The following is a 24,811-nucleotide window of genomic DNA, read 5'->3' as shown; positions in this document are numbered from 1 at the left end:
TCGGCATGAGTCCATCGTCGGCATCCCGTGAGCCCGAGGAGGTCGCGCTCCTCACCGGGCCCCGAGCGGCCTCCGTCCTGTCCGCGGCCCTCGCCCCCGCGGGCAGGCGCTTGGACTCCTGGGAGGTCCATTCCGTCCACCACCGCCCCGGCGCGGGCGTGTCCGTGGGCTACACCGCCGTCGTGCTGTCCGCGGATGGGCGCCGCTCCACCGAGTACCTGTGCGCGACGACGGCGCGACTGACCGTCCCGCAGGCGCCAGGCCTGACCCGCGTGGCTCCCACCGGCGGGGATGGGCCGGCCGTCCACGTGTGGCGCCACCCCGGGGACCCCGAGCTCCCTGCCCTCCCCGTGGCCTGCACGCCCTCACTGCTCTCCCAGCGCCTGGGATCCCCGGTCAAGGCGATGATGGTGGCCTACCGTCCCACGCGCCGCGCGGTGGTCAAGGTGACCTTCGCAGACTCCTCCACCGCCTACGCCAAGGTGCTGCGCCCCTCCCAGTCGAAGGCCTTCGCCTACCGGCACCGGCTGCTCACCGCGGCCGAGGTCCCCGCTCCCGAGGTGCTGCGGGACGACCCCGATGGCCTCGTCCTGCTGTCCACCGGCAAGGGGACGTCCCTGTCCGGGCTGCTCAGCCGCGGCATGGATTCCGAGCAGGCCACCCGCGTCTTCAACCACCTCACCGGCCTGCTCGACGCTCTTCCGCGAGCCTCCCTGGACCTGCCGGTCCATCCGGCCTGGTCAGACCGCGCCCGCCACTACGCCCACGCCGCCGCCACCGTGCTGCCCGAGCACGCCTCGCGCGCCCGGGCCATCGCCGACGGCGTCGCCCAGCTCATGGCCACCTCTGACCCGGGCCCGGTGGTGCCGGTCCACGGCGACTTCTACGAGGCCAACGTCCTCATGGACGGCGAGTCCGTCTCCTGCCTGCTCGACGTGGACTCCCTCGGGCCCGGGCGGCGCGTGGACGACCTCGCCTGCCTGCTCGGGCACGTCAGCGTCCTCGACCACCTCGCCCCCGCCTCCTACCCCCGCCTGCGCCCAGCCCTGGAGACCTGGACGCGCCTGGCCGAGAAGCAGGTGGATCCCGTGGCGCTGCGGGCGCGTGCCGCCGGCGTGGTGCTGTCGCTCGTGGCGGGCGCCCGGCGCGAGGACGGCGGCCCGTGGCGCTCCGACGCCGAGGGCCGCCTGGCACGCGCCGAGACCTGGCTCGCCCAGGGCCGCGAGCTCCAAGCCCGCCGCGGCCCCCACTGAGACCGGTCGAAAACAGCACCGAGACCGGTCGAAAACAGCACCGAGACCGGTTCACATTGAGCTTGAGCGCGGGAGCGAGCGCTCAGGCGACCTCGGCCAGGAGCGTCTGGAGGCGCCCCACGCCCTCAGCGATCGCGTCGTCGCTCGTGGCGTAGGACAGGCGCAGGAATCCGGACGGGCCGAAGGCCTCACCGGGCACCACCGCGACCTCGGCGTGCTCGAGGACGAGCGCGGCCAGCGTGGCGGAGGAGTCGATGACCGTCCCGCGCAGGGACTTCCCGATCAGCGCCTCGATGCTCGCGTAGGCGTAGAAGGCGCCCCGCGGCCTCGGGACGGCGAGCCCGTCGATGGCCGAGAGCATCTCCACCATGACCTTCCGACGGCGGTCGAAGGCCTCCCGCATCCGCGCCACGGAGGAGAGGTCCCCGGCCACCGCCGCGAGCGCGGCCCGCTGGGACACGTTGGCGACGTTGGAGGACAGGTGCGACTGGAAGTTCGTGGCGGCCTTGATGACGTCGCTCGGGCCGATCATCCAGCCCACGCGCCAGCCGGTCATGGCGTAGGTCTTGGCCACGCCGTTGAGGACGATCGTGGTGTCCGCCAGCTCGGGGACGAGCGCCACGATGTGGGCGGGCTCGGCGCCGTCGTAGAGGAGGTGCTCGTAGATCTCATCGGTGATGACCCAGATGCCGTGCTCCAGGGCCCACTGCCCGATGGCGGTGAGCTCAGCGGGCGTGTACACCGAGCCGGTGGGGTTCGACGGCGAGCACAGGAGCAGGAGCTTTGTTCGCTCGGTGCGGGCGGCCTCGAGCTGGTCGACGGTGACCTTGTACTCCTGGTCCGCGCCGGCGAAGACCTCCACCGCGATGCCGCCGGCCAGGGCGATGACCTCGGGGTAGGTGGTCCAGTAGGGGGCGGGCAGGAGGGCCTCGTCGCCTGGGTCGAGGATGGAGGCGAAGGCCTGGAAGACGGCCTGCTTGCCACCATTGGTGACGAGGATGTCGTCGGGGGAGACCTCGTACCCGGAGTCGCGCAGGGTCTTGGCGGCGATGGCCTCGCGCAGCGCGGGCAGGCCCTTGGCGGGGGAGTACTTGTGGTTGGCGGGATCCTTGGCGGCGGCGATCGCGGCCTCGACGATGTAGTCGGGGGTGGCGAAGTCGGGCTCGCCGGCGCCGAAGCCGATGACCGGCCGGCCGGCGGCCTTGAGGGCCTTGGCCTTGGCGTCGACGGCGAGGGTGGCGGAGGGGGCGATGGCGGACAGGCGCGCGGAGACGCGGCGCGCGGGGGAGGTGCTCACTGTGCTCACGGAGCCCATGCTCCCATGCGTGATATCCGCCTGTCACGCCCCCTCCCGTCCTCTCGCCGAGACCGGTCGATATCAGGAGCGAGACCGGTCGATACTAAGAGCGAGACCGGTCGATCAACGCGGCGAGAACCGCGCTCGCGATGCCGCCACCCCGCTCCGCGCCCTCATGCCAGGGACATGAAGAGCTTCTCCAGCCGCGTGGCGTCCAGGACCTGGCCGGACGGGTCCTGTGCGAGGCAGGCGCGCATTCCGGAGGCGATGATGGCGAGCCCTGCGCGGTCCACCGCCTTGCTCACGGCCGCGACCTGCACGACGACCTCCTCGCAGTCACGGCCCTCCTCCATCATGCGGATGACGGCGTCGAGCTGCCCGCGCGCCCGCTTGAGGCGGGTCAGCGTGGGGCGCAGATCCGTGGGGTCGAGCGCGATGCCCATGGTCATTCCTCCTTCATCGAGGGCGCTACGGCGTCGTCCCGAGGGTCGGCCCAGCCGACAGCGGACCAGGCGCGGTAGCCGCCGTCGAGATCGCGCGCCGGCCCCTCGTGGAGGAGGATACGGGCCGCCGCGTGTCCGCGCAGGCCCGCCTCGCGAGCTCCCACCGAGACCGGTCGAGAATATGAGTGAGACCGGTCGGTTGCCCATGGGCCCGGTACGGCAAGGGCGCTGCCGCCCTGTGCGCTGGGGCCGGTCTCGCTCCTGATATTGACCGGTCTCGGCGCTGTTTTCGACCGGTCTCGCTCTTAGTAACGACCGGTCTCGGTGATAAGAAGGGGTGATCGGTTAGGCGCGGGTGGCCTCGAGGATGTGGGTGAGGAAGGATGCGCGCTGCTCGGGGGCGGCCTCGGCTGGGACCTGGCACTTGGCCCCGAGGTAGGAGGCGGGGGCGATGGCCCCCTCGGGGCTCTCGATGGGCTCCAGCGCGGCCAGGGCGCAGGCGCGCACATCCTCGGCGCTCATCACCGATCCCGGCTCGTCGACGTCGAGGGGCAGGTGCCCATCCATCCACGCCTTCGCGTAGCGGGTATCCGCGGGGCCGGCCCCCGAGAACATGACCCCCTCCAGCACCCCGGCGGCGCGGGCGAGGTGCGCATGCTCCAGGGCGGTGGCGGCGTCGCGCGCCTCGAGGGCCGAGCGGCCCCAGTTGAGGGACATGCGCGCGCGGGGGTGGTTGAGGACGCGCAGGACCTCCAGCTCCTCGTCGATCCCGAGAAGCCGCTTCTCTCCCAGGTCGGGCGCCACGAAGGCGTCGCAGTGCTCCACCAGAAGGAGCGCGTCGCCCCAGTCGTAGTCGACGATCTGCGACAGCGACTCCCCGAAGGCCTCGGCGCTGTGAGCCACCCCGGGCTCGCCCGAGGGCGCGGAGTGGATCTCGACGGCGGCCACGACGTCGCGACCGGCCGCCTCCCGCAGTGCCTCGACGCCGTCGCGCACCGAGCGGGTGAAGGCGAGGGCGTCGGCACGGCCCTGGCGATCGGTCGAGGCCAGGCCGAAGGTGCCGGTCGCCCACACGCGGATCATGGTCCCGGGGATCGCGGTGATGATGTTGCGGTCCCAGTGGGGCGCGAGCTGGGAGGCCAACCAGGGGAGGCCGGGCTCTCCGCCGAGGTCGTCCCTGAAGGGGATCTTGAGCCCGCGGGTGCCCGGGATCTGCGCCAGGAGCCGGTAGTACTCCTCCTGATCCTCCTGGGACTCGGGCAGTGAGGCGTAGGCGCCGAGGATCGCGCCCGGGGCGGGACGCGACTCGCCGGGCGCCCCGGCGCCCGATCCCGGCTCCTGGGCGGGGCCGACGGCGTCGGTGCCGTCGCCGGTGGGGCTGGGCGCCCCGGGCGTCGGGAGGGTTGCGGTGGTGTTCCGGGTGGTGGTCATAGCGGCCTCCTCTCGCGAGATCGAGCAGGGCCGGGGCGGTTCGGGCGCGGTGCGCGGGGCGCGCGGTCACGAGCGGTCGGCGGCACCTCTCGTCAGATATCAGACAACAGTGCCTACGATACCGGACTTCGCCGGTCTCGGGGCCGTCTGCCGCCCTCCCCGGGTGCCGGGGAGGGTGGCAGTGGTGTAGCCCACCCCGTCGCTGTTTCCACTCCCGGGGGAACCTGTGGCAGGATGGATCACCGCTGAAGGGCAGTGGCGCAATTGGTAGCGCACCGGTCTCCAAAACCGGCGGTTGTGGGTTCGAGTCCCGCCTGCCCTGCTGAGAACGGCGGATCTGCCGGGAGATCCCGTCGGTTCGTCTTCTCGTCCCGTCAGGGATGGCAAGGATTCGGACCGTCGAGAACCCGAGGATCGTGAGAATGAGCGAGAGCGCCGCCAAGGACGCATCCACGCGCAGTGGCAACCCCATCAAGCGCGTCATGCGCTTCATCCGCCAGGTCATCGACGAGATGCGCAAGGTCGTCTGGCCCACGAAGAACGAGTTGTGGACCTACTTTGTCGTCGTCGCGGTCTTCATCGTCGCGATCATGGCCTTCACCGGCGTCCTCGACACCATCTTCGACCGCCTGGTCCTGTGGGGCCTCAGCTGAGCCCCACCGCTCCCAGCGCCCACCCGTCAGCCTGAAGAAGCCAGTGGAAAGCAGGTACACCGTGTCCGAAGAGACGCTCGAAACCGCTGTCGAGGAGAGCAGCGGGGCCGCCAGCGCCGCCGACGCCGTCCAGGAGGCCGCCGAGGGGACCGCAGCCCAGGCCGCGCCCGAGGCCGCCGCCGTCGACCCCTTGGAGGACTTCCGCAAGGAGATGTCCTCCCTGCCCGGCGAGTGGTACGTACTGCACACCTACTCCGGCTACGAGCGCCGCGTGGCCGCGGACATCAAGGCCCGCGCTGAGAACTTCGAGATCGAGGACTACGTCTTCGACGCCGTCGTCCCCATGGAGACGGTCATCGAGATCAAGGCCTCCAACAAGAAGAAGGAGGTGTCCCGGGTCCGCATCCCCGGCTACGTGTTCGTGCGGATGGACCTGGACGACCCGGAGACCTCCGACCGCGTGTGGCGCACCATCAAGGACACCCCGGCCGTCACCGGCTTCGTGGGGGACCGCTACAACCCGGTGCCGCTGACCTTCGAGGAGGCCGTCTCCCAGCTCGGCCCCACCCCGGAGGAGGTCGCCGCCAAGCAGGCCGCCAGCGCGAACGCGAGCCCCGAGGAGGGCGCCGCCACGCAGGTCGCCGCTGGTGGCCAGGTCTACGAGGTCGCCTTCTCCGTGGGCGAGTCGGTCATCGTCACTGACGGCCCCTTCGAGTCGCTGCCGGCCACGATCTCCGAGATCCACCCGGACACCCAGAAGCTTCCAGGTGCTCATCTCCCTGTTCGGCCGCGACACACCGGCCGAGCTCTCCTTCACGCAGGTGTCCAAGATCTGAGGCGAGCCGCCCCGCGGCGAGTTACGCCGGTGCCCGGTATCACAGTGCGAGCGCTTGTGATACCGGGCACCGGGCGTTATCGGGGTGCCGCGCGGGGGCTAGGATGGGCGCTCGTGCGCGCTCCTGCGCACCGCCGCGCGGCAGGCGCGCGGCATCCGGACAAGAAAGACCCATACACATGGCACCCAAGAAGAAGGTCTCTGGGCTCATCAAGCTCCAGATCCAGGCCGGCGCCGCGAACCCCGCGCCGCCGATCGGCCCCGCGCTCGGCCAGCACGGCGTCAACATCATGGAGTTCTGCAAGGCGTACAACGCCGCCACGGAGTCCCAGCGCGGCAATGTCATCCCCGTTGAGATCACCGTCTACGAGGACCGCTCCTTCACCTTCGTCCTCAAGACCCCTCCGGCCGCCGAGCTCATCAAGAAGGCCGCCGGCGTGGCCAAGGGCTCCTCGACGCCGCACTCCGCGAAGGTCGGCTCGATGACCGCCGCCCAGGTGCGCGAGATCGCCGAGGCGAAGATGGCCGACCTCAACGCCAACGACGTCGAGGCCGCCTCCAAGATCATCGCCGGCACCGCCCGCTCGATGGGCATCACCGTCGAGGCCTGAGGCCCCGGCACCCCGATCAAGACCCCGTGGAAGGGCCATGCGCGGCCCGTTCACCACGACTGCCAAGGAGAAGCAGATGACCAAGCGCAGCAAGGCCTACCGCGCCGCCGCTGAGAAGATCCAGTCCGGGATCCTCTACACCCCGGCCGAGGCCGTGAAGCTGGCCAAGGCCACGTCCGTGACGAAGTTCGACTCCACCGTGGACGTCGTCCTCCGCTTGGGCGTGGACCCCCGCAAGGCCGACCAGATGGTGCGTGGCACCGTGTCCCTGCCGCACGGTACAGGTAAGACCGCCCGCGTCATCGTCTTCGCCCAGGGCGAGCGGGCCGAGCAGGCCCTCGCCGCGGGCGCCGACGAGGTCGGTGGCGACGAGCTCATCGAGAAGGTCGCCAAGGGCTGGACGGACTTCGACGCCGCCGTCGCCACCCCGGACCTCATGGGCAAGGTCGGCCGCCTGGGCCGGGTGCTGGGCCCGCGCGGCCTCATGCCCAACCCCAAGACGGGCACCGTGACGATGGACGTGACCAAGGCCGTCACCGACATCAAGGGCGGCCGCATCGAGTTCCGCGTGGACCGCGCCGCGAACCTCAACTTCATCATCGGCAAGTCCTCGTTCACCGAGGCCCAGCTCGAGGACAACTTCAAGGCCGCCCTCGAGGAGGTCCTGCGCCTCAAGCCGTCGACGTCGAAGGGCCGCTACATCCTCAAGGCCACCATGGCCACGACGATGGGCCCCGGCATCCCGATGGATGTCACTAAGGCCTGACCGCCCGCGATCGCGCCCGACGGCGCCGCCCGCCCCGCGCTGGGACGGGCGGCGCCGTCGTCATTCCCGCTCCGGGGCGTTGGTGGGCGAACCGGGGCAGTGAGCGATCACACCGCGCGTCGGCCCCTCCTGGCTTGCGCGGGAGCGCGGCCAGCGGGCAGAGTGTGTCATGCCAAAGACCGCAGGTCTCCCGCGCGAGCGGGACCAAGTCCGCCACGGGCGGGGCCGGCGCAGGTGAGACGAGACCGCTCCAGCATCGCTGGGCCGCGAGCCCCGTGCCCACCGGCGCGGGGCTCCTTCCGTGAAGGGCGCTGCGGCAGACCACGGAAGGAGGGCCCATGGCACGGCCTGACAAGGAAGCGGCTGTTGCCGAGATCGCGGACAAGTTCCGCGCCTCCGGCGCCGTGCTGCTGACTGAGTACCGCGGGATGAGCGTCGCCCAGCTGAAGACGCTGCGCCGCTCGCTCGCCGGTAACGCCGAGTACACCGTGGTGAAGAACACGCTTGCCGCGATCGCCGCCCGCCAGGTCGGCTTCGAGGCATTCGCCGAGGACCTCAAGGGCCCCACGGCCCTGACCTTCGTCACCGGTGAGCCGGTGGAGGCCGCGAAGGCCCTGCGTGACTTCGCCAAGGACAACAAGGAGCTCGTCATCAAGGGCGGTGTCATGGACGGCTCCGTGCTGTCCGCCGACGGCGTCGACAAGCTCGCATCTCTCGAATCCCGCGAGGTTCTGCTCGCCAAGGCCGCGGGCGCTATGAAGGCGTCCCTGTCCAAGGCCGCGTACCTCTTCGCCGCGCCTGCCTCCAAGGCCGTGCGCACCGTCGACGCCCTGCGCGACAAGCAGGAGGCCGCGGCCTGATCCAGGCCGCGCGCGTCATCCCCCATCCTGCCCGCGCAGGAACCACTTAACCAGGAAGGAACGCCCATCATGGCGAAGCTGACCACCGACGAGCTCATCGAGGCCTTCAAGGAGCTCACCCTCATCGAGCTGTCCGAGTTCGTCAAGGCCTTCGAGGAGACCTTCGACGTCACCGCCGCCGCCCCGGCCGCCGTGGCCGTGGCCGCCGCTCCCGGCGCTGCCGCCGCCGGTGGCGAGGCCGCTGAGGAGAAGACCGAGTTCGACGTCATCCTCGAGGCTGCTGGCGACAAGAAGATCCAGGTCATCAAGGAGGTGCGCGCCCTGACCTCCCTCGGCCTGAAGGAGGCCAAGGACCTCGTCGACGGCGCTCCGAAGCCCGTTCTCGAGGGCGTCAACAAGGAGGCCGCCGAGAAGGCCAAGGAGCAGCTCGAGGGCGCCGGCGCCACCGTCACCCTCAAGTGATCCCGTCCCCGGCGTCGGCGCGCGGCCGCGCGGCCTGAGCCGATGCGGGGAGCCATTGATCATCCTGGGCCCCGACCACCGTGAGGCGGTCGGGGCCCAGGCGCGCCCGCTGGTAGCAGGGGGTGCGCCTGGGCGCGCATTGAGATCGCCCAGCCCTCTGCCTGGCAAGCGCGACGACGCCCGGCGGCTCAGCCGGCCTCAAGGGTGGCCGGGGGCGCGGGTGCACCGGCTGGTGGCAGCACCCGCGGATAGCTCCGGCCGGGCGAGGTGGGCGATGCCGGCTGGCTTGGCTCCGCCGGGTCCTCAGAAACGCGCTCCCGCGCGGGGGCCGGATCCCAGCCGCGATCGACCAGACGTCGCTGAACCACGATGGCGGCGAAGAAGATGACCAGTCCGATTGCCAGCAGCGCAATGCTCCCCGCAGTGTTCCCGAGTTTCGCCCCGTAGCCGATGAGAAGCCCGAACCACCCGAAGTCGGTGTCGCCGAATGTGGTGTTGGCTGACCCCAGACTGCCGAGCACGCCCAGAAGCAATGCTGGAAGGAAGGTGACCAGGAGGCCGTTGACGAATGCGCCCGCTATGGCGCCGCGGCGACCGCCAGCGGCATTCCCGTAGACGCCAGCCGCGCCGCCGGTGAAGAAGTGAGGCACCAAACCGGGCAGGACCAGGGCCAAACCGAACGCGGGTCCCAGCCAGGTTCCCAACAGCAGCAGGCCGACCAGTCCGCCCAGGAATGAAGAAATGAAGCCGATGAGCACGGCGTTTTGCGCGTAGGGGAAGACGATCGGCGCGTCCAGTGCGGGGATGGCCCCGGGCACCACGGCCTTGGCGATCCCCTGGAAGGCGGGGACGAGTTCGCCAAGGATGGTGCGGACGCCGAACAGGATGACGGCGACCGCGATACCGAACTGGAGGCCTTGGGTGACGGCCTGCATGAGGTAGTTCCCGACATTTGTCGCTTCGACTGAGAAGGCGGTGAATGCGGTGCCAGAGCCTCGTTGCACCAGGTAGACGACGGCGAGCACCAGGTACATCAGCACCATCGATAGGGCTGTCGCCACCATCGAGTCGCGCAGGAAACGCAGTGATTCCGGGACTTTGAGGTCCTCTGTGGAGCGAGAACGACCCTTGGGGTCGACTAGACGCCCAGTCATGCCGGCGGCCAGATACCCCAGGGTGCCGAAGTGCCCGATGGCGATGGAGTCGTCACCCGTCACCCGCCGGGTCCATGGGTGTGCCAGCGCGGGTAGAGACACCATGAGGATCCCTAGGAGCAGCGCCCCCAAGCCCACCACCACGGGGGACTTGATCCCGGCCGAGGCCATGACGATGGTGATGAGCGTGGCCATGAACAGCAGGTGGTGCCCAGTGAGGAATACGTAGCGCAGCGGGGTGAAGCGGGCCAGCAGCAGGGCGATGACAAAACCCAGGATCATGACCCATGAGACCTGAGCGCCGTACATCTCCTGCGCGATGCCGGCGATCGCCTCATTAGTGGGGACGACCCCATGGGCTCCTAGCGCGCCCTGGATCATGGTCCCCAGCGGCGCAAGTGACGTCGTGACCAGTCCAGCACCTGCACTCACCAGCAGGAACCCCAGGACTGCCTTGATCGCGCCTCCGAGCACCTGCCCGGTACCGCGCCGCAGCGCCATCAAACCGGAAGCAGTGATCAAGCCGATAAGGAAGGCGGGGACGCTGAGGATCTCGTTGACGAGGAACTGTGCGACGGCAAGAATGACAGACATTTTTCCCCCTGAGACTCAGACAGCATAGGTTCGACGCAGCGCCGCGTCGAGTTCGGAGGTGGACGTAAAATCAGTGATGACTTCGACGGGGACCCCGAGATCGCCTAGGGTTTGAGCGATGGCGGCGGAGGTCATGACGACATCGGCTTCCTTGGCGCGTCCTTTAGCGGAGATGGTGTCCGTGGCCTCCACCTTCAGGTAGGGCGCCCAGCCCCACTGCTCCAGCACCTTCTCCAAGGTGTTCTTGAGGAACAGGCTGGTGCCCAGTCCGTTGCCGCACACTGTGAGGATCAGGCCTTTAGAGGCCACGGCATCGGCTGGCAGCGCCGCGTGAGAGGCGGCGGGGGGATCGCTTGAGGCTCGCGCAGGAGCGGGATCGTTAGGCTCTGCGGGTCCGAGCGCCGCAAGAATCGCCTCCGGGGTGTCGGCGGACATCAGCTGGTCGCGTCGCCGCGGGTTGGCCAACAGTCCGGCAAGCTCAACCAGGGCGCCGCGGTGCGCGTCGTCGTCGACGGCGACAAGCCCCATCACCAACCGCACAGGATCATTGTCCTCATTGCCGAAGGCGATGGGCTCGGCTAGCCGCACAACCGACATCGCCGTGCGAGTTACTGAATGATCGGGCCGGGCGTGAGGCAGTGCGAAGCCGGGAGCGATGACGATGTACGGGCCGTGCTCCTCCACGGTCTTCAGCATCGCCTGGGTGTAGCTGGGCCCGCAGGCGCCGGCGTTAACAAGGGCGGTCCCTGCGGCGGTGACTGCTGCTCGCCAGTCACTGGCGTGGATGTGGAGTTGGATGGCGTCAGGATGGATGAGATCACTGAGAGTGGGCACTTCAACATCTCCTTCGGAGGGAAGGCGGCCTTGTTATTCCGGTCACCATATATGGAGAAGTTGAAGGGGTCAACCTATAAATTAAAGCAATTTAAGTGCTGGCAACTATTCTTCGCTTCCCGGCTCGACTCCCGTGGCGGCCTGGAGTGTTGCTAGGAGCGCCTCATGGAAGGCTTGATCGCGCGCCACGGGGTGAGCCTGCTGGCGACGTCGGTGGTGCCAGTAGCCACCTGAGGGCCAGGCCGCGCTGTCGTCAGTGAGCCGCCCGCTGCCCGTTCCGCCCGTGCGCTCTCGCCTAAACCGGTCAGGATGGCTCTGCCGGAGCGGTGCATGGAGGAGGACAGGTGGATGTGCCGCCCCGCCCCGGGCGGCAGGGCTGTCAGCAGGTAGGGGGACGACGGTGTTGACGGGCGACAGCAGCGATTCTTCCATCGTGCCAGCATTGTGGATGACGGCGTCGTGACCAGTGTTGAGCAGCTCGGCGGCGGCGCCATGCCCCAGGCCGGTGACGGCCCCTGTGATGAGAGCTGGAGGCATGGACCCTCTTTTCCATGAAGGCGCATTCGCCGTCTCGCGCGCTAATCCCAGACCGATTCAAGCGTTTTCGTTCAGGGGCCGTGGGCTTTAGAGAGCGCCGTGGCGTCATGATGGAGGCGGGACGGCATCCCCAGGTGGGCCTCAGATCCCGTCGATGACCGCGTTGAGAGCGGCGCTGGGGCGCATGACGGCGGCGGTGAGGCCGGCGTCCGGGTGGTAGTAGCCGCCAATATCCGCGGCGGCTCCCTGGACGGCGAGCATCTCGGACTGGATCGTGCTCATGACGGCCTCCAGCTCCTCGGCGACGGGGCGGAAGACATCGGCCAGCTCGGGGTCCTCGGACTGGGCGGCCAGGGCGCGCGCCCACTCCAGGGCGAGCCACGCGGAGGAGCCGCGGTTGTCGATCTGGCCGAGCTTCCGGCCCGGGGAGCGGTCGGCCGCGAGGAAGGCGGTCGTGGCGGTGTCGAGAGCGTCGGCGAGGACGGCGGCGGCCGGCTTCTCACCACGGTCGGCCACATGGCGCAGGGCCTCGGCCAGGGCCAGGTACTCGCCCAGGGAGTCCCATCGCAGGTGATTCTCCGCCAGCAGCTGGGCGACGTGCTTGGGGGCCGAGCCGCCCGCGCCCGTCTCGTACAGGCCCCCGCCGCTCATGAGGGGCACCACGGAGAGCATCTTGGCGCTCGTGCCCAGCTCCAGGATCGGGAAGAGATCCGTGTTGTAGTCGCGCAGGACGTTGCCGGTCACGGAGATCGTGTCCTCGCCCCGGCGCGCCCGCTTCAGGGACAGGCGCGTGGCCGCTACCGGGTCGAGGATGCGGATGTCGAGCCCGGCGCCATCCGCCGAGCCCTCCACGGCGTCGCCGCCCTCGGTGAGGGCCACGCCCTCCTCGGCCAGGTAGCGCGTGACGAGTGAGATGAGGACGGCGTCGTGGGCGCGCTCCGGGTCGAGCCAGAACACGGCGGGAGCGCCGGTGGTGCGGGCGCGGGCGATGGCCAGGCGCACCCAGTCGCGGATGGGGGCGTCCTGCGTCGCGCAGGCGCGCCAGATGTCCCCGGCCTCGACCTCGTGGGAGAGCAGCACGGTGCCGGGCTCAACCCCCGCCCCCTCGATCGCAGCCACCTCGACACGGCCCGCGGCGTCCATGATGAAGGTCTTGTCGTGGCTCCCGTACTCCTCGGCCTTGCGGGCCATGAGCCCCACGTTCGGGACCGTGCCCATGGTGGTGGGGTCGAGGGCGCCATGGGCCTTGCAGTCCTCGATGACGGCCTCGTAGACGCCCGCGTAGGAGGAGTCGGGGATGACGGCGAGGGTGTCGCGCAGGTCGCCGTCGGCATCCCACAGGGTTCCCCCGCGGCGGATCATCGCCGGCATGGAGGCGTCGATGATGACATCGGAGGGCACATGGAGGTTGGTGATCCCCTTGTCCGAATCGACCATGGAGATCGCCGGGCCATCGGCCAGCTCGGCGGCGATCGCCTCGCGGATCGCCTCCCCGTCCTCGATCCCCTCGAGCCCGGCGAGGATCGAGGCGAGCCCGTCCTCGACCCGTAGCCCGGCGGCGGCGAGCGCGCTCCCGTGCTCGGCCAGCGTCCGCGGGATGACGGAGGCGACGGCGTGCCCGAAGATCACCGGGTCGGAGACCTTCATCATCGTGGCCTTGAGGTGGACCGACAGCAGCAGTCCCTCCTCCTTGGCGGCGGCCGCCTGCGCGGCCAGGAAGGAGTCGAGGGCGGCGGCGCTCATGCGCGTGGCGTCCACGACCTCGCCCGCCGTGACGGTCAGGTGGTCGCGCAGCACGCGGGGCTCGCCACCGCCCGCGGGCACGAAGCGGATCTCCAGGGCCCCGTTCTCGCTCACGACGGCGCTGCGCTCGTTGTGCTTGAAGTCGCCCTCGTCCATCGTGGCCACGCGGGTGCGCGACTCAGGGGACCACTCGCCCATGGAGTGCGGGTGGGAGCGCGCGTAGGCCTTGACGGAGGCGGGGGCGCGCCGGTCGGAGTTGCCCTGGCGCAGGACGGGATTGACGGCGCTGCCCTTGACCGCGTCATAGGCGGCGCGGACCTCCTCCGCCAGGGGCGAGGCCGGGGCGTCCGGGTACTCGGGGATGTCGAAGCCCTGCCCCCGCAGCTCGGCGATCGCGGCCTTGAGCTGGGGCAGGGAGGCGGAGATGTTGGGGAGCTTGATGATCGTGGCGCTCGGGGAGGCCGTGAGGCCTCCCAGGCGGGCCAGGCCGTCGTCAGCCAGCCCGAAGGCCGCCAGGATGCGCCCCGCCAGGGAGATGTCGGCGACGCCGACGCTGACCCCGGCCGCGCGCGCGTAGGCCTCCACGATCGGCAGGAAGGAGGCCGAGGCCAGCATGGGGGCCTCATCCGTGTGGGTCCAGACGATGTCGGGCTCGGCGGCGGTGGTCTGGTGGTCGGTCACTGGAACGGCTCCTCGGGTCGGCGCGGCGGTGGGCGTAGGACGGGGTGGTGCGGGCCGGCGCTGGGCGGCGCCCGCCCATGGGCGGGCTCAGGCGGAGGCGCCCTCATAGCGCTGGCGCACCGCGGCCCTCGCGGCCTGGATCGCCTGGCGCTGCTCCCGCTTGTTCGCGGCGCGCCAGGCCAGCGAGGGGCGGCCGGCGCGGTCCACGGAGGCCAGCAGGAGGCCCGCGCCCAGCGCGCCCCGGCGCAGGAGGCCGGAGACGGCGTCAAGGCGCGCCTCCCTGCCCTTGACCGCCCATACCGGGTGGTTGACGACGGCGAGCGGCACGTTGATCGCGGCCAGCACGGCGGCGCTCGTACGCGGCGCGCGGCCAGTGGCCAGGCCCAGGCCCGCGGCGACGCTCACGGCGCCGAGGGCGCGGGTGGCCAGGGCGGCGTCGGCGTCCATGACCGGCGGGACGCCCACGCGCTCCAGGATGGGCGTCACCTTCCTCAGCTTCTCGACGTGGCGCTTGGGGCGGGCGATCGCGTCGATGCCATCGACGACGAAGCTCGCGGCGAGCAGGGGGCGGGCAACGGCGCGCAGAAGATCCATGCCTCTATCCTGGCCCACCTCGGCGGCGCGGGCCAGGCCCAGGGCCCCGCGAGTCCGCGCCCCGCGGGGCGGCGCCGCGACCGGGCCGGTCCGCGAGCCTGGGCCCCGCGCTCACAGCTCCGCCCGGCGCAGGGCCCAGGCGGCCCCTGCCGCGAGCGCCACGGGCACGGCGGCGCCCATGACGAGGGGCGTGGCGGCAATGGTGCCGGCGGCTCTGCCGGCCGCGCCGGCGCTGGCGGCGGCCGAGGCGACGTCGGAGGCCACCGCGCCCAGGCCCAGCGGGGTCCAGTCGGCCACCGGCCGCCACAGGGCGAGAGTCGGTCCCAGCAGGGACAGGATGATGCCGACCGCCGCGGGCAGGACCGTTGAGCGCGAGCATGAGGAGACGAGCAGGGTGATCCCCAGCGTCGTCAGCGCCCCCAGGCCCCACAGGCCCGCCGCCAGCGCGCCGTGGGCCGCCCCGGCGCCGTCCGCGCCCCAGGTGGCGCTCCTCCCGAAGAGCGCCGTCGTGGTCGCCAGGCAGCACAGGGCGGAGACGGCGGTGGCGACCACCGTGAGCGCGAGCAGCCACAGGGCCTTGGCCGTCACGTGGACGCCCCGGCCGCGCGCGCCGCGCCCGGCCAGCTCGGCGGCGGTGATGCCCTCTGAGCGCTCGCCCGCGACGGACGCCGCGGCGATGAGCACGAGCACGATCAGCAGCAGCGAGGAGGCGTTCTTCACCCACTGCGCCCAGGCGTCCCCGACGGTCGGCTCCGCGATCGCCCCGGCTGCGGCCTCGCCGAGAGTCGAGGCCAGCACCTCCGGCATGACGTGGGCGATGATCGGCGAGCCGACGCCGGTCAGCGCCGCGGCGCCCGCGAGGACCGGGCCGCGCCACGTGCGCGGCGTCCCGCGCAGCTCCACGCGCATCGTCTCCAGCACCGCCCCCGGGCCCCGCCCGGTGATCGCACTCATCGCGGCCCTCCCCCGGCGTCGTCGTCCCCCGGCGCCGCAGCGCCGACCCCGTCGCCGCTCCCCCCGGGGCCATCGTGGGCGTCCTCGCCGACCGCCCGCAGGAAGGCCTCCTCCAGGCCGTGCCGGGTGGCGGCCATGGAGACCAGGCCGCAGCCCGCCTCCGCCAGCAGTCCGGGGAGCCGTAGATGTGCCGTCTCCGGCTCCGGCGTTCTCACGCGGATGCGGCGGGCCTCCTCCGCGTCCGCCTCCACGCCCGAGACCCACTCCTGGCGGCGCAGGATCCCGGCCAGGGGCGCGGCGTCGGCGGCCGTGCGCAACTCGATGCTCGTGGCCCGCGTCCCCGCGGTCACCTCCTCCGTCCTCCCGGAGAGGACCAGTCGGCCGGCGTCGATGATGGCGACGCGATCGCACACGCGCTCGGCGTCGTCGAGCAGGTGAGTGGAGAGCAGGACCGTGGTGCGCCCCCGCAGGGAGGCGATGAGGTCGAGCAGCTCCCGGCGGCCGACGGGGTCGAGCGCGGAGGTGGGCTCGTCCATGATGAGCAGGCGCGGCGCGCTGATGAGCGCCCGTGCGAGCCCGAGGCGCTGGCGCATGCCCCGCGAGTACGCGCGAGTGGGCTGCGTGACGCCCTCGAGCCCGGCCAGGGCGAGGAGGCCGCGCGCGCGACGGTGCCGCAGCGCCGCGTCGAGGCCCGCGAGCCTGGCGGCGTGGTCGAGCACCTCATCGGCCCGCATCCACCCATGGAACCCGGGCGCGTCCGGCAGGTAGCCGATGCCGCCCGCCGCCAGCGCGCGGGGCGTGTCCCGCCCCAGGACGCTCACGCTCCCCGAGGTGGGGGCGCTCAGGCCCAGAACCATGCGGATGGTGGTCGTCTTGCCCGCTCCGTTGCGACCGAGGAAGCCGAAGATCGAGCCCTCGGGGACGGAGAGGTCGAGATGGTCGACGACGGCGCGCTCCCCGTAGCGCTTGGTCAGCCCGTCCAGGCGCAGGGCCGGGGCGGCGTCGACGGAGGGGCCGGCGGAGGCCACGACGGCCTCCCCGCTCCTGGGGCCGCAGGCGCGCATGGGCTCCTCACCTCGCTCTCGGCCCGTAGATCCCCGCCACGGCGTCCTCGACGGCGCCTGGGGCCCGCTCCGCGCGAGGCGCCTCGACCACCTCGGTGGGCGCGCGTCCCGCCACGAGGAAGGCGATCGGGCCGGCCGCGGACAGGAGCAGGATGATCGCCAGCCAGGGCCAGCGCCCCAGGGTGAAGCGGTCGGCAGGCGTCCGTGACCACCGCCGTAGCGCGACGACCAGGAGGGTGACCTGGACGGTCGCCGCGGCCAGAACCGCGATCATCGTGCTGCTCATGATTCCTCCTCGGGGGCGGTGCCGCGGATGCCGTCGGTGCTGGGGCCGCGCATGGCGCGGCGGATCGCGGCCCGTGTCGTGGCGATGGCGAGGCCCGTGGCCGCGGCGGTGGCGCCGACGACGACCGCGGCCCGCTGGGCGCGGCCGGCTCTTCCCCGCTGCTGGAGCGCGCCGGCGATCCCGGCGCCGGTGAGCAGGAGCGAGGAGGTGGCGTGGCCGAGGCGCTGCGGGAGGGGCGCGTCGAGCGCGAGGTCGACGGCGCCCAGGGCGGTGGCGGCGACCGCGGCCGGCACGAGGCTCGGCGCTGAGGCCGCGCGGGCCGTCGGCGGAGCGCTCCCGCTCACGGCGCCGGCGCCAATGGCCGCTCCCGCGGCGAGGACGGCCGGCGCCAGGCTGAGCGCGCTCATGCCCGTGGGGCCCAGGCGCAGGTCATCGCCCAGGTCGTCGGGGTTGGTCCAGCCCGCCCTCACCGCGAGGGCCCCGAGGTTGAGGTCCCAGCCGATGCCCCAGGCGCGCGGCACGAGGAGGGGGTCGGTGGGGGAGTAGTGGCGGGCGGCGCGCTCGCGCAGGCCTCGAGGATCGAGGGAGACGGGGATCCCGAGGATCCTGGGGGCCTCGGCCGGTGCGGCGTCGTCCCACTCGGCGTCCTCCCATGAGGTCGGCGCGCCGGGGCCCGGGGCCCGGGTCGGCGAGCCCGCGGTGCGCGGTTCAGCGGTGCTCACGAGTCTTCTCCTTCATCGTTCTCATCGTCGCCTGTGAGGATCGCGCGAGGGGCCGGGCCGCGCGAGCCATTGTGGATGGCGCGGGTTGATCGGGGCGATCGGATCGCGTGGCGCCGCCCAGGATGGCGGCCATGTCGCGGCTGAGCGCCAGCCAGACCCGGCGCTGGGCCGCCAGTCGCTCCCGACCGGCCCCTGTCAGCAGGTAGTAGCGCCGGGGCGGCCCGCTGGGGGACTCCTGCCAGGTGGTCTCCACGACACCGGCGGCGCGCAGGCGGGACAGGAGCGGGTACACGGTTCCCTGGGGGGCGGCGAGCGTGGGCAGGGCGGCGAGCTCCTCGACGAGGGCACCTCCGTAGATGCCGCCCGGCTCCGCGCGCTCGACCAGGGCCAGGACGGCGAGCTTGAGGGCTCCCTTGCGCAGTTGCGGCTCCGCGGCACCGGCCGCCTTCGAGGCTCTCGCTGGCTGGGCCATCTCCCCGCTCAACTCCTCCCGCCTCCTCCGTCCCGATCTTCCTGGTCCTGCCAAATATCTTGCCATACAAGGTACCTGGTGTCTACATCTATGGGAGGCCGTCGTGGGCTCCGGCTCGGCCGGTGAAGGGGTTGGCCGGCTCGGGCCGAGGGATGGGGTGCGCGACGTCGGACCGGGAACAAGCGCGGCGCCGTCGTCGTTGGGGGAGGAGATGACTGTGATTTCCGAGACGGCCACGCCGCCCAGCCCTGTGGCCCTGATGACGCCTGTTCTCGCCTCCCTGACGGGTGGGGCCCTGCGCCCGCCCTCCCGCGCCGCGCGGCGCATCGCGCTAGGCTCGCCGGTGATGACCCACCAGCAGACCCAGCGCGGCGAGCGCTCCGTGAGCATGATCGACGACGAGGGCCGCCTCACCGGCGAGTCCTCAGCCGCACCGCCTCCCGCGGATCCCGGGAGCGTCATCCTCGACGACGCCCAGGGGCCCGGGGACTACCGCGACGCCCCCATGCGAGCCCCCGCCGACGAGGACGCCGAGGCCCGTGCCGCCCGATTCGAGGCCGAGGCCCTGCCCTACCTCGACCAGCTCTACGGCGCCGCCCTGCGCATGACGCGCAACCGCTCCGACGCCGAGGACCTCGTCCAGGACGCCTACGCCAAGGCCTTCGCCTCCTTCCACCAGTACCGCCCCGGCACCAACCTCAAGGCCTGGCTCTACCGGATCCTGACCAACACCTTCATCAACTCCTACCGCAAGAAGCAGCGCGAGCCCCTGCAGTCCGACGCCGACGCCGTCGAGGACTGGCAGCTCCACCGCGCCGCCTCCCACGATTCCGTCGGGCTGCCGAGCGCGGAGTCCCTCGCGCTGGACGACATGCCTGACGAGGAGATCAAGGCGGCCTTCAACGAGCTGACCGAGGAGAGGCGCCTGGCCGTCTACCTCGCCGACGTCGAGGGGTTCGCCTACAAGGAGATCGCCGAGATCATGGGCACCCCGATCGGCACTGTCATGTCCCGCCTGCACCGCGGGCGCCGCCAGTTGCGCGAGCTGCTGGCCGACCACGCCCGCCAGCTCGGCTACCTCCCCGGCGACGACGAGGAGGGCGAGTGATGGGCGCGCTCGACGCCAGCGCCGCCGCTCGGGGCGCCGCGACCGGTGAGACCGGCATGCCCTCGCGGGAGGGTGGCTGTACCTCTTGCGACGAGATGCTCGCCCACCTCCAGGCCTTCCTCGACCATGAGTGCGAGCAGTCGGTGTCCGAGCGCCTGGCGCGCCACGTGGCCGAGTGCGAGCACTGCGCCCAGATCGCCGACGCCGAGCAGCACCTGCGCGCCATCATCCGCTCGCGCTGTGCCGAGCAGGCGCCGCCCGAGCTCCGCGCCCGGGTCCTGGGGCGGCTCGCCGTCCTGCGCGGGACGAGCGGCGTCGCCTCCGTGTCCAGGATGACCTCGACCACCGTCTCCAGGGACGGCTCCCGGGTGACCGTCACCCGGACGAGCTCGATGCGCGTCGAGCGGGAGTGAGGCCAGGAGTCCGCGCCGGCTCGCGGTCCTCGCGGGCGCGGTCCCCACGGGCGTGCGCGCGGCCTGTGTCCAGGCGCACGCCGACGGGGTCGCGTCCGATTGGCCGGCCCTCGGCGCGGTGTGGGAAGATGATGCGCGTTCCTTGCCCCCTCGTGGGGCAGATCTGACACGAGGAGGCAATCATGAGCAAGCGCGGTCGCAAGCGCAGGGCCCGGGCCAAGGGCGGGGCCAACCACGGTAAGCGCCCCAACGCCTGAGCCGGGCGGCAACGCCGCTCGTCCGGGGCCGTCGGGCGCCTCAGGCGGGCGCCTCAACCCCTAGCCACTCGTACCAGCCGCGGTGCAGCACTAGCCAGGCCATGAGCCCGTAGCCGGTCTGGGCCGGGTGCCCGGCGCCCCCGGCGACGTCCGTGAGCCACTGGTCGTGGTGGCGCAGCGGGTCGAAGACCTCCACGTAGGGCGTAGAGCGGCGTCGGCACACCTCGGCCGCCGCGCGCGACAGCGCCGCCGTCGCATCGGTGTCCGCGTGGGGGAGCGGCGGCGGGCCGACGACGAAGCAGGGCCGGTGCTCGCTGGAGGCCTTGTCGAGGATATTGGCCAGGGCCAGGCGCGAGCGCGCGGCGGACATGCCCGCCAGCACGTCCCCGACGCCGATGCCGATGACGAGCCGGTTGTCCCGGGTGTGGGTTGAGCGCGGCGCCACCTCGGCGTGCCAGCGCTCGGCGAGCTGGGCGAGGGTCTCCCCGGGGATCGCCAGGGTGGAGGGGAGCAGGTCCGCCTCGCGGGGGGTGCGCGCCAGGACGCGGCCGGTCCAGCCCAGCGCCCGGGCATCGCCGTAGCCGGCGACGATCTCATCGCCGATGAAGTGGATCCTGTTGGCGTCGGCTGCTCCAGGGACGGCTGCTGCGCTCATTGACGGTCTCCTGTTCGTGCGGGAGTCCCCCCGATCAGTGGCCCCCAGTGGCCCCAGACTACCGATCCGGTCCTCCCGATCCCGGCGGCGCGCTGCGGGCGCGGCACCCGCGCGCGGGCCCCGCCCGCCCGGCCACCCCTGCGCCGTTGCCGTCAGGAGCGGTCGAACGCCTGGGCCACCAGCGCCTCCTGCTGGCGCTTGTACAGCCCCGCCGTGCCGGGCGCGGGGGAGGCCGCCGCCGGGCGCGACACGCAGTTCGCCGCGCCGTCGTCGAGGCCTCCCCGATGGCCCGCGGGCCAGAGGCGCCGGGCCAGCCCGGCGGGGGCGGCCAGCGCCAGGAAGGGCCAGACCCCCAGGTTCCTGGGCTCGTCCTGGACCCAGACGACCTCCGCGCCGCGGAAGGGCGCCAGCGCCTCCTCGATCGCCTCGTCGTCGAGCGGGTAGAGCTGCTCCAGGCGCACGATCGCCGTGGAGGCGTCCCCGCGTCGCTCCCTCTCTGCCATGAGGTCGTAGTACACCCTGCCCGAGCACAGGAGCACCCGGTCCACGCCGCCCCCGCGCGAGATCGCCGCGTCGGTCTCCCCGATCACCGGCTGGAAGGCTCCGGAGGTGAGGGCCTCCACCGGGCTCGTGGCCGCCTTGAGGCGCAGCAGCCGCTTGGGGGTGAACACGATGAGTGGGCGGCGCGGCCGGGAGTAGGCCTGCTCGCGCAGCAGGTGGAAGTGGTTGGCCGGGGTCGACGGCATGACCACGCGCATGTTCTCCTGCGCGCACATCTGCAGGTAGCGCTCGATACGCGCCGAGGAGTGGTCCGGCCCCTGCCCCTCCTGCCCGTGGGGGAGGAGCATGACCAGGCCCGAGCGCTGCCCCCACTTCTGGGTCGCGGAGGTGACGTACTCGTCGATGACCGACTGCGCCCCATTGGCGAAGTCCCCGAACTGGGCCTCCCACAGCGTCAGCCCCTCGGGCCGCTCCACCGAGTAGCCGTACTCGAAGGCCAGGGCCGCGTACTCGCTGAGCAGGGAGTCGTAGATCTCCAGGGGCGCCTGGCCGGGGGTGAGGAAGTCCAGCGGCGTCCACTCCGCGCCCGTGCCGTGGTCATGCAGGACGGCGTGCCGCTGGGCGAAAGTGGCTCGGCGCGCGTCCTCCCCGGCCAGGCGCACCGGCACGCCCTCCATGAGCAGCGAGCCCAGGGCGATGAGCTCGGCGAAGGCCCAGTCGATGCCGCCGGCGCGGCTGGAGGCCTGGCGGCGGCGCAGCATCGGCTCCAGCCTGGGGTGGACGGTGAAGGTCTCCGGCCAGGCCACCTGGGCATCCCCGATGCGCTCGACGACGCTTGGCTCGACGGCGCTCGTCCAGCCGATCATCATGCCGGCTCCTGCCTCCTGGGAGGCCGGGACCCCCAGGCCGCCGGGGAACCGGCCCACCATCGTCGGGTCCGCCAGCGAGGCGTCCTCGCCCAGGAGCGGGGCCGCCGGACCGGCCTCGGGCCCGCCCGGCGCCTGGGCGCGCGTGGAGGCGAAGATCCGCTCCAGCTCGTCGCGGAAGGAGGACTCGATCCGCTCGGCCTGCTCGGCGGTGATCTCCCCGCGCCCCAGCAGGTCGGCGGTGTAGACGGCGCGCGTGGAGGGCAGCGAGTCGATGAGCCGGTACATGACCGGCTGGGTCATCGAGGGGTCGTCGCCCTCGTTGTGCCCGCGGCGCCGGTAGCAGATGAGGTCGATGATGACGTCCTTGTGGAAGGCCGCCCGGTACTCGTAGGCGTGGCGCACCGCGCGGGCCACCATCTCAGGGTCATTGGCGTTGATGTGGAAGATCGGCACCTGCAGTCCCTTGGCCAGGTCCGTGGCGTAGTTGGTGGAGCGCGCCGAGGCCGCCCCCGTGGTGAAGCCGATCTGGTTGTTGACGATGATGTGCACCGTCCCGCCGACGCGGTAGGCGGGCAGCTGGCTCATGTTGAGGGTCTCGTAGACCACGCCCTGGCCCGCGAAGGCCGCGTCGCCGTGCACGAGCACCGGCATGACCGTGTACCCGCGCTCGCCCAGGCCGATCCGGTCCTGCTTGGCGCGCGCGATCCCCTCGACGACGCCGTCGACCGTCTCCAGGTGGGAGGGGTTGGCGGCCAGCGACACCCGGGTGCTCACGCCGTCGGTGCCCGAGAAGACGCCCTCCGCGCCCAGGTGGTACTTCACGTCCCCGGTGCCCGCCCCCACGATGACGCCGTTGCCCTCGAACTCGTCGAAGACCTGGCCGTAGGACTTGCCGGCGATATTGGTCAGCACGTTGAGGCGCCCGCGGTGCGCCATGCCGATGACCACCTCGTCCAGGCCGTCGTGGGCGGCGGCGTCCAGGAGGCGGTCAAGGGCCACGATGAGGGACTCCCCGCCCTCGAGGCTGAAGCGCTTCTGCCCGACGTACTTGGTCTGCAGGAAGGTCTCGAAGGCCTCCGCCTGGGCGAGCTTGGCCAGGATCCGTCGGCGCTCGTCGGCGCTCATCGGCGTGCGGGGGCCCTCGAGCCGCTCCTGCCACCATTGCCGCTGGGCCGGGTCCTGGATATGCATGTACTCGATGCCGGCGGTGCCGCAGTAGGCCTCGCGCAGCAGGGACAGGATCTCACGCAGCGTGGCCTGCCCGGCCCCTCCCAGCCCCCGGGTGGGGAAGGAGCGGTCCAGGTCCCACAGGCTCAGCCCGTAGGCGGTCAGGTCCAGGTCCGGATGACGGCGCTGGCGGTAGGTCAGCGGGTCGGTGTCCGCGGCGAGGTGCCCGCGCTGGCGGAAGGCGTGGATGAGTTCGGCCACGCGCGCGGGCTTGCCGGTCTCGAAGCTCGGGGTCGTAGGTGGTGTCGCGCTGCCAGGCGACCGGCTCGTGCGGGATGCGCATCGAGGTGAAGGCGCGGTCCCAGAAGCCGTCGAGCCCCATGAGCTTGCGCTCCACCAGGCGCAGGAACTCCCCGCTCGCGGCCCCCTGGATGACCCGGTGGTCGTAGGTGGAGGTCAGGGTGAGGACCTTGCCGATGCCCTGCCTGGCCAGGGTCTCCTCGCTCGCCCCGGCGAAGGCCGCCGGGTAGGCCATCGAGCCCACGCCCACGATGAGCCCCTGGCCGCTCATGAGCCGGGGCACCGAGTGCAGGGTGCCGATCATGCCGGGGTTGGTGAGCGTCACCGTGGTGCCGGCGAAGTCCTCGACGCCCAGCTCCCCGGCGCGCGCCCTGCGCACCAGCTCCTCATAGGCGGCGATGAACCCGGCCAGGTCCATCAGGTCCGCCTCCTTGATGGAGGGCACGAGCAGCCGCCGCTCGCCCTTGGGCGACGGCGCGTCGATCGCCAGCCCGAAAGCCACGTGCGCGGGGGAGCGCAGGGTGGGGTGGCCGTCGTCGAGCCGGTACGAGACGTTCATCGCCGGCATCTCCGCCAGCGCCTCCACCACGGCCCAGCCGATGAGGTGGGTGAAGGAGGCCTTGCCGCCCCGTGTGCGCGCCAGGTGGGCGTTGATGATCGCCCTGTTCTCGATAAGGACCTTGGCCGGCACGGCGCGGGCCGATGTCGCCGTGGGGATCGCCAGCGAGGCCTCCATGTTCTTGGCCGTCCGGGCCGCCGCGCCCTTGAGGCGGATGTCGGTGTCCGAGGCGGGGACCTCCTGCGGTGAGCGGGGGCCGGCCGCCAGGCGCTGGGCGTAGGGGGAGGTCGGCGGCTCCGTGCTCGACGGCGGGGCCGGGGGCAGGTCCGAGCGCGTGACGTCCTGCAGCGCCCCGGATGCCTCCGGCCCGGGCCCGCCGTCGGGCCCCGCTGCCTCGAAGAACTCGCGCCACGGCGCGCTCACCGAGGAGGCGTCGGCCAGCCAGGCCTCGCGCTTCTCCTCCACCATCCACTCGTTGGCGCCGAAGTCTGCGGTCTGCGGGGTGGTCACGGCTCATCTCTCCTGATAGCGGGGACGGCGGCGCCGGGGAGCGATGCGCGGAGCACCGGCGCCCGGGCGCAGGCCCAAGTCTACGGGCACATGAGGCCTCGGCCCCGGGAAACGGCGGGCGAGCCGGGATCGCGCCGGCGCGCGGCGCGACTGACGGTTGAGAGCCGTCCCTCGCGCCCCGACCGGGCGAGCGCCGGGCGCGGTGGTAGCGTGCGGCCCACCACCA

Annotated in this window: 22 protein-coding genes, 1 tRNA gene and 2 pseudogenes; 10 read left to right on the top strand and 15 right to left on the bottom strand. The window is 72.1% G+C overall.

Annotation, left to right across the window (positions count from 1 at the left end):
• Nucleotides 1-5: 5 nt before the first annotated feature.
• Complete coding sequence (locus ABXS69_RS09020) at nucleotides 6-1,253, top strand: phosphotransferase (protein WP_366180334.1); 1,248 nt, start codon at nucleotides 6-8, stop codon at nucleotides 1,251-1,253.
• An 82-nt stretch (nucleotides 1,254-1,335) separates the two neighbouring features.
• Here the strand turns inward: ABXS69_RS09020 and ABXS69_RS09015 are convergent, their stop codons facing one another.
• The 4 genes from ABXS69_RS09015 to ABXS69_RS09000 form a co-directional block, all read right to left on the bottom strand.
• Nucleotides 1,336-2,550: a pyridoxal phosphate-dependent aminotransferase gene (locus ABXS69_RS09015; RefSeq protein ID WP_366181583.1), complete on the bottom strand. Its 1,215-nt coding sequence runs from the start codon at nucleotides 2,548-2,550 to the stop codon at nucleotides 1,336-1,338.
• A 173-nt stretch (nucleotides 2,551-2,723) separates the two neighbouring features.
• Nucleotides 2,724-2,999, bottom strand: a complete 276-nt coding sequence (locus tag ABXS69_RS09010) for a metal-sensing transcriptional repressor (protein ID WP_366180333.1) — start codon at nucleotides 2,997-2,999, stop codon at nucleotides 2,724-2,726.
• Nucleotides 2,996-3,157, bottom strand: a complete 162-nt coding sequence (locus tag ABXS69_RS09005) for a hypothetical protein (RefSeq protein ID WP_366180332.1) — start codon at nucleotides 3,155-3,157, stop codon at nucleotides 2,996-2,998. Before ABXS69_RS09005 ends, ABXS69_RS09010 begins: the two co-directional genes overlap by 4 nt.
• Before the next feature lie 181 nt (nucleotides 3,158-3,338).
• Nucleotides 3,339-4,424, bottom strand: coding sequence for a DUF4862 family protein (locus tag ABXS69_RS09000; protein WP_366180331.1), 1,086 nt, complete (start codon nucleotides 4,422-4,424; stop codon nucleotides 3,339-3,341).
• A gap of 249 nt (nucleotides 4,425-4,673) precedes the next feature.
• On the opposite strand from ABXS69_RS09000, the gene ABXS69_RS08995 reads away from it, so the two are divergent.
• From ABXS69_RS08995 to rplL, 7 genes and pseudogenes are all read left to right on the top strand, one after another.
• Nucleotides 4,674-4,746, top strand: a tRNA-Trp gene (locus ABXS69_RS08995).
• 100 nt (nucleotides 4,747-4,846) lie between these two features.
• Nucleotides 4,847-5,077, top strand: coding sequence for a preprotein translocase subunit SecE (secE, locus tag ABXS69_RS08990; protein ID WP_366180330.1), 231 nt, complete (start codon nucleotides 4,847-4,849; stop codon nucleotides 5,075-5,077).
• A 61-nt stretch (nucleotides 5,078-5,138) separates the two neighbouring features.
• Nucleotides 5,139-5,913, top strand: a pseudogene (gene nusG / locus ABXS69_RS08985) (transcription termination/antitermination protein NusG).
• A gap of 178 nt (nucleotides 5,914-6,091) precedes the next feature.
• A complete protein-coding gene (gene rplK / locus ABXS69_RS08980; protein ID WP_073451467.1) occupies nucleotides 6,092-6,523 on the top strand; it encodes a 50S ribosomal protein L11 in 432 nt (143 codons plus the stop codon).
• 76 nt (nucleotides 6,524-6,599) lie between these two features.
• Entirely contained in the window at nucleotides 6,600-7,289 is a 690-nt protein-coding gene (gene rplA, locus ABXS69_RS08975; RefSeq protein WP_159522236.1) for a 50S ribosomal protein L1, read from the top strand.
• Nucleotides 7,290-7,627: 338 nt separating this feature from the next.
• Nucleotides 7,628-8,149, top strand: a complete 522-nt coding sequence (gene rplJ / locus ABXS69_RS08970; RefSeq protein ID WP_159522238.1) for a 50S ribosomal protein L10 — start codon at nucleotides 7,628-7,630, stop codon at nucleotides 8,147-8,149.
• Between the two features lie 69 nt (nucleotides 8,150-8,218).
• Nucleotides 8,219-8,611: a 50S ribosomal protein L7/L12 gene (gene rplL, locus ABXS69_RS08965; protein ID WP_366180329.1), complete on the top strand. Its 393-nt coding sequence runs from the start codon at nucleotides 8,219-8,221 to the stop codon at nucleotides 8,609-8,611.
• Between the two features lie 188 nt (nucleotides 8,612-8,799).
• On the opposite strand, the gene ABXS69_RS08960 is transcribed toward rplL, so the two are convergent.
• From ABXS69_RS08960 to ABXS69_RS08920, 9 genes are all read right to left on the bottom strand, one after another.
• Nucleotides 8,800-10,359: a PTS ascorbate transporter subunit IIC gene (locus tag ABXS69_RS08960; RefSeq protein WP_366180328.1), complete on the bottom strand. Its 1,560-nt coding sequence runs from the start codon at nucleotides 10,357-10,359 to the stop codon at nucleotides 8,800-8,802.
• 15 nt (nucleotides 10,360-10,374) lie between these two features.
• Nucleotides 10,375-11,193, bottom strand: coding sequence for a PTS sugar transporter subunit IIA (locus ABXS69_RS08955; RefSeq protein ID WP_366180327.1), 819 nt, complete (start codon nucleotides 11,191-11,193; stop codon nucleotides 10,375-10,377).
• Nucleotides 11,194-11,871: 678 nt separating this feature from the next.
• Entirely contained in the window at nucleotides 11,872-14,154 is a 2,283-nt protein-coding gene (locus tag ABXS69_RS08950) for an NADP-dependent isocitrate dehydrogenase (RefSeq protein ID WP_366180326.1), read from the bottom strand.
• 87 nt (nucleotides 14,155-14,241) lie between these two features.
• Entirely contained in the window at nucleotides 14,242-14,748 is a 507-nt protein-coding gene (locus ABXS69_RS08945; RefSeq protein WP_366180325.1) for a DoxX family protein, read from the bottom strand.
• 111 nt (nucleotides 14,749-14,859) lie between these two features.
• Nucleotides 14,860-15,702 carry a hypothetical protein gene (locus ABXS69_RS08940; RefSeq protein WP_366180324.1) on the bottom strand — a complete coding sequence of 281 codons (843 nt, stop codon included), beginning with the start codon at nucleotides 15,700-15,702 and terminating at the stop codon, nucleotides 14,860-14,862.
• Nucleotides 15,699-16,766 (bottom strand): ABC transporter ATP-binding protein, encoded by a 1,068-nt coding sequence (locus ABXS69_RS08935; protein ID WP_366180323.1) that lies wholly within the window; start codon nucleotides 16,764-16,766, stop codon nucleotides 15,699-15,701. The genes ABXS69_RS08940 and ABXS69_RS08935 overlap by 4 nt, the downstream gene beginning before the upstream one ends.
• Nucleotides 16,767-16,773: 7 nt before the next feature.
• Nucleotides 16,774-17,052: a PLDc N-terminal domain-containing protein gene (locus tag ABXS69_RS08930; RefSeq protein WP_366180322.1), complete on the bottom strand. Its 279-nt coding sequence runs from the start codon at nucleotides 17,050-17,052 to the stop codon at nucleotides 16,774-16,776.
• A complete protein-coding gene (locus ABXS69_RS08925; RefSeq protein ID WP_366180321.1) occupies nucleotides 17,049-17,774 on the bottom strand; it encodes a hypothetical protein in 726 nt (241 codons plus the stop codon). Before ABXS69_RS08925 ends, ABXS69_RS08930 begins: the two co-directional genes overlap by 4 nt.
• Nucleotides 17,761-18,246, bottom strand: a complete 486-nt coding sequence (locus ABXS69_RS08920; protein ID WP_366180320.1) for a PadR family transcriptional regulator — start codon at nucleotides 18,244-18,246, stop codon at nucleotides 17,761-17,763. Before ABXS69_RS08920 ends, ABXS69_RS08925 begins: the two co-directional genes overlap by 14 nt.
• 505 nt (nucleotides 18,247-18,751) lie before the next feature.
• On the opposite strand from ABXS69_RS08920, the gene ABXS69_RS08915 reads away from it, so the two are divergent.
• Entirely contained in the window at nucleotides 18,752-19,354 is a 603-nt protein-coding gene (locus tag ABXS69_RS08915) for a sigma-70 family RNA polymerase sigma factor (RefSeq protein ID WP_175994136.1), read from the top strand.
• A gap of 56 nt (nucleotides 19,355-19,410) precedes the next feature.
• Nucleotides 19,411-19,767: a mycothiol system anti-sigma-R factor gene (rsrA, locus tag ABXS69_RS08910; RefSeq protein ID WP_366181582.1), complete on the top strand. Its 357-nt coding sequence runs from the start codon at nucleotides 19,411-19,413 to the stop codon at nucleotides 19,765-19,767.
• Nucleotides 19,768-20,064: 297 nt separating this feature from the next.
• Here rsrA and ABXS69_RS08905 read toward each other — a convergent pair whose 3' ends face one another.
• Both ABXS69_RS08905 and ABXS69_RS08900 read right to left on the bottom strand, forming a co-directional pair.
• Nucleotides 20,065-20,679 carry a GDSL-type esterase/lipase family protein gene (locus tag ABXS69_RS08905; RefSeq protein ID WP_366180319.1) on the bottom strand — a complete coding sequence of 205 codons (615 nt, stop codon included), beginning with the start codon at nucleotides 20,677-20,679 and terminating at the stop codon, nucleotides 20,065-20,067.
• A 152-nt stretch (nucleotides 20,680-20,831) separates the two neighbouring features.
• Nucleotides 20,832-24,543: pseudogene (locus ABXS69_RS08900) on the bottom strand (multifunctional oxoglutarate decarboxylase/oxoglutarate dehydrogenase thiamine pyrophosphate-binding subunit/dihydrolipoyllysine-residue succinyltransferase subunit).
• Between the last annotated feature and the right edge of the window lie 268 nt (nucleotides 24,544-24,811).

The sequence above is a fragment of the Actinomyces timonensis genome, assembly GCF_040702965.1.
GTDB classification, from domain to species: domain Bacteria; phylum Actinomycetota; class Actinomycetes; order Actinomycetales; family Actinomycetaceae; genus Actinomyces; species Actinomyces timonensis_A.
Note: the sequence above shows the minus strand (reverse complement) of the source record. Positions and strands in the feature narration are given on the sequence as shown.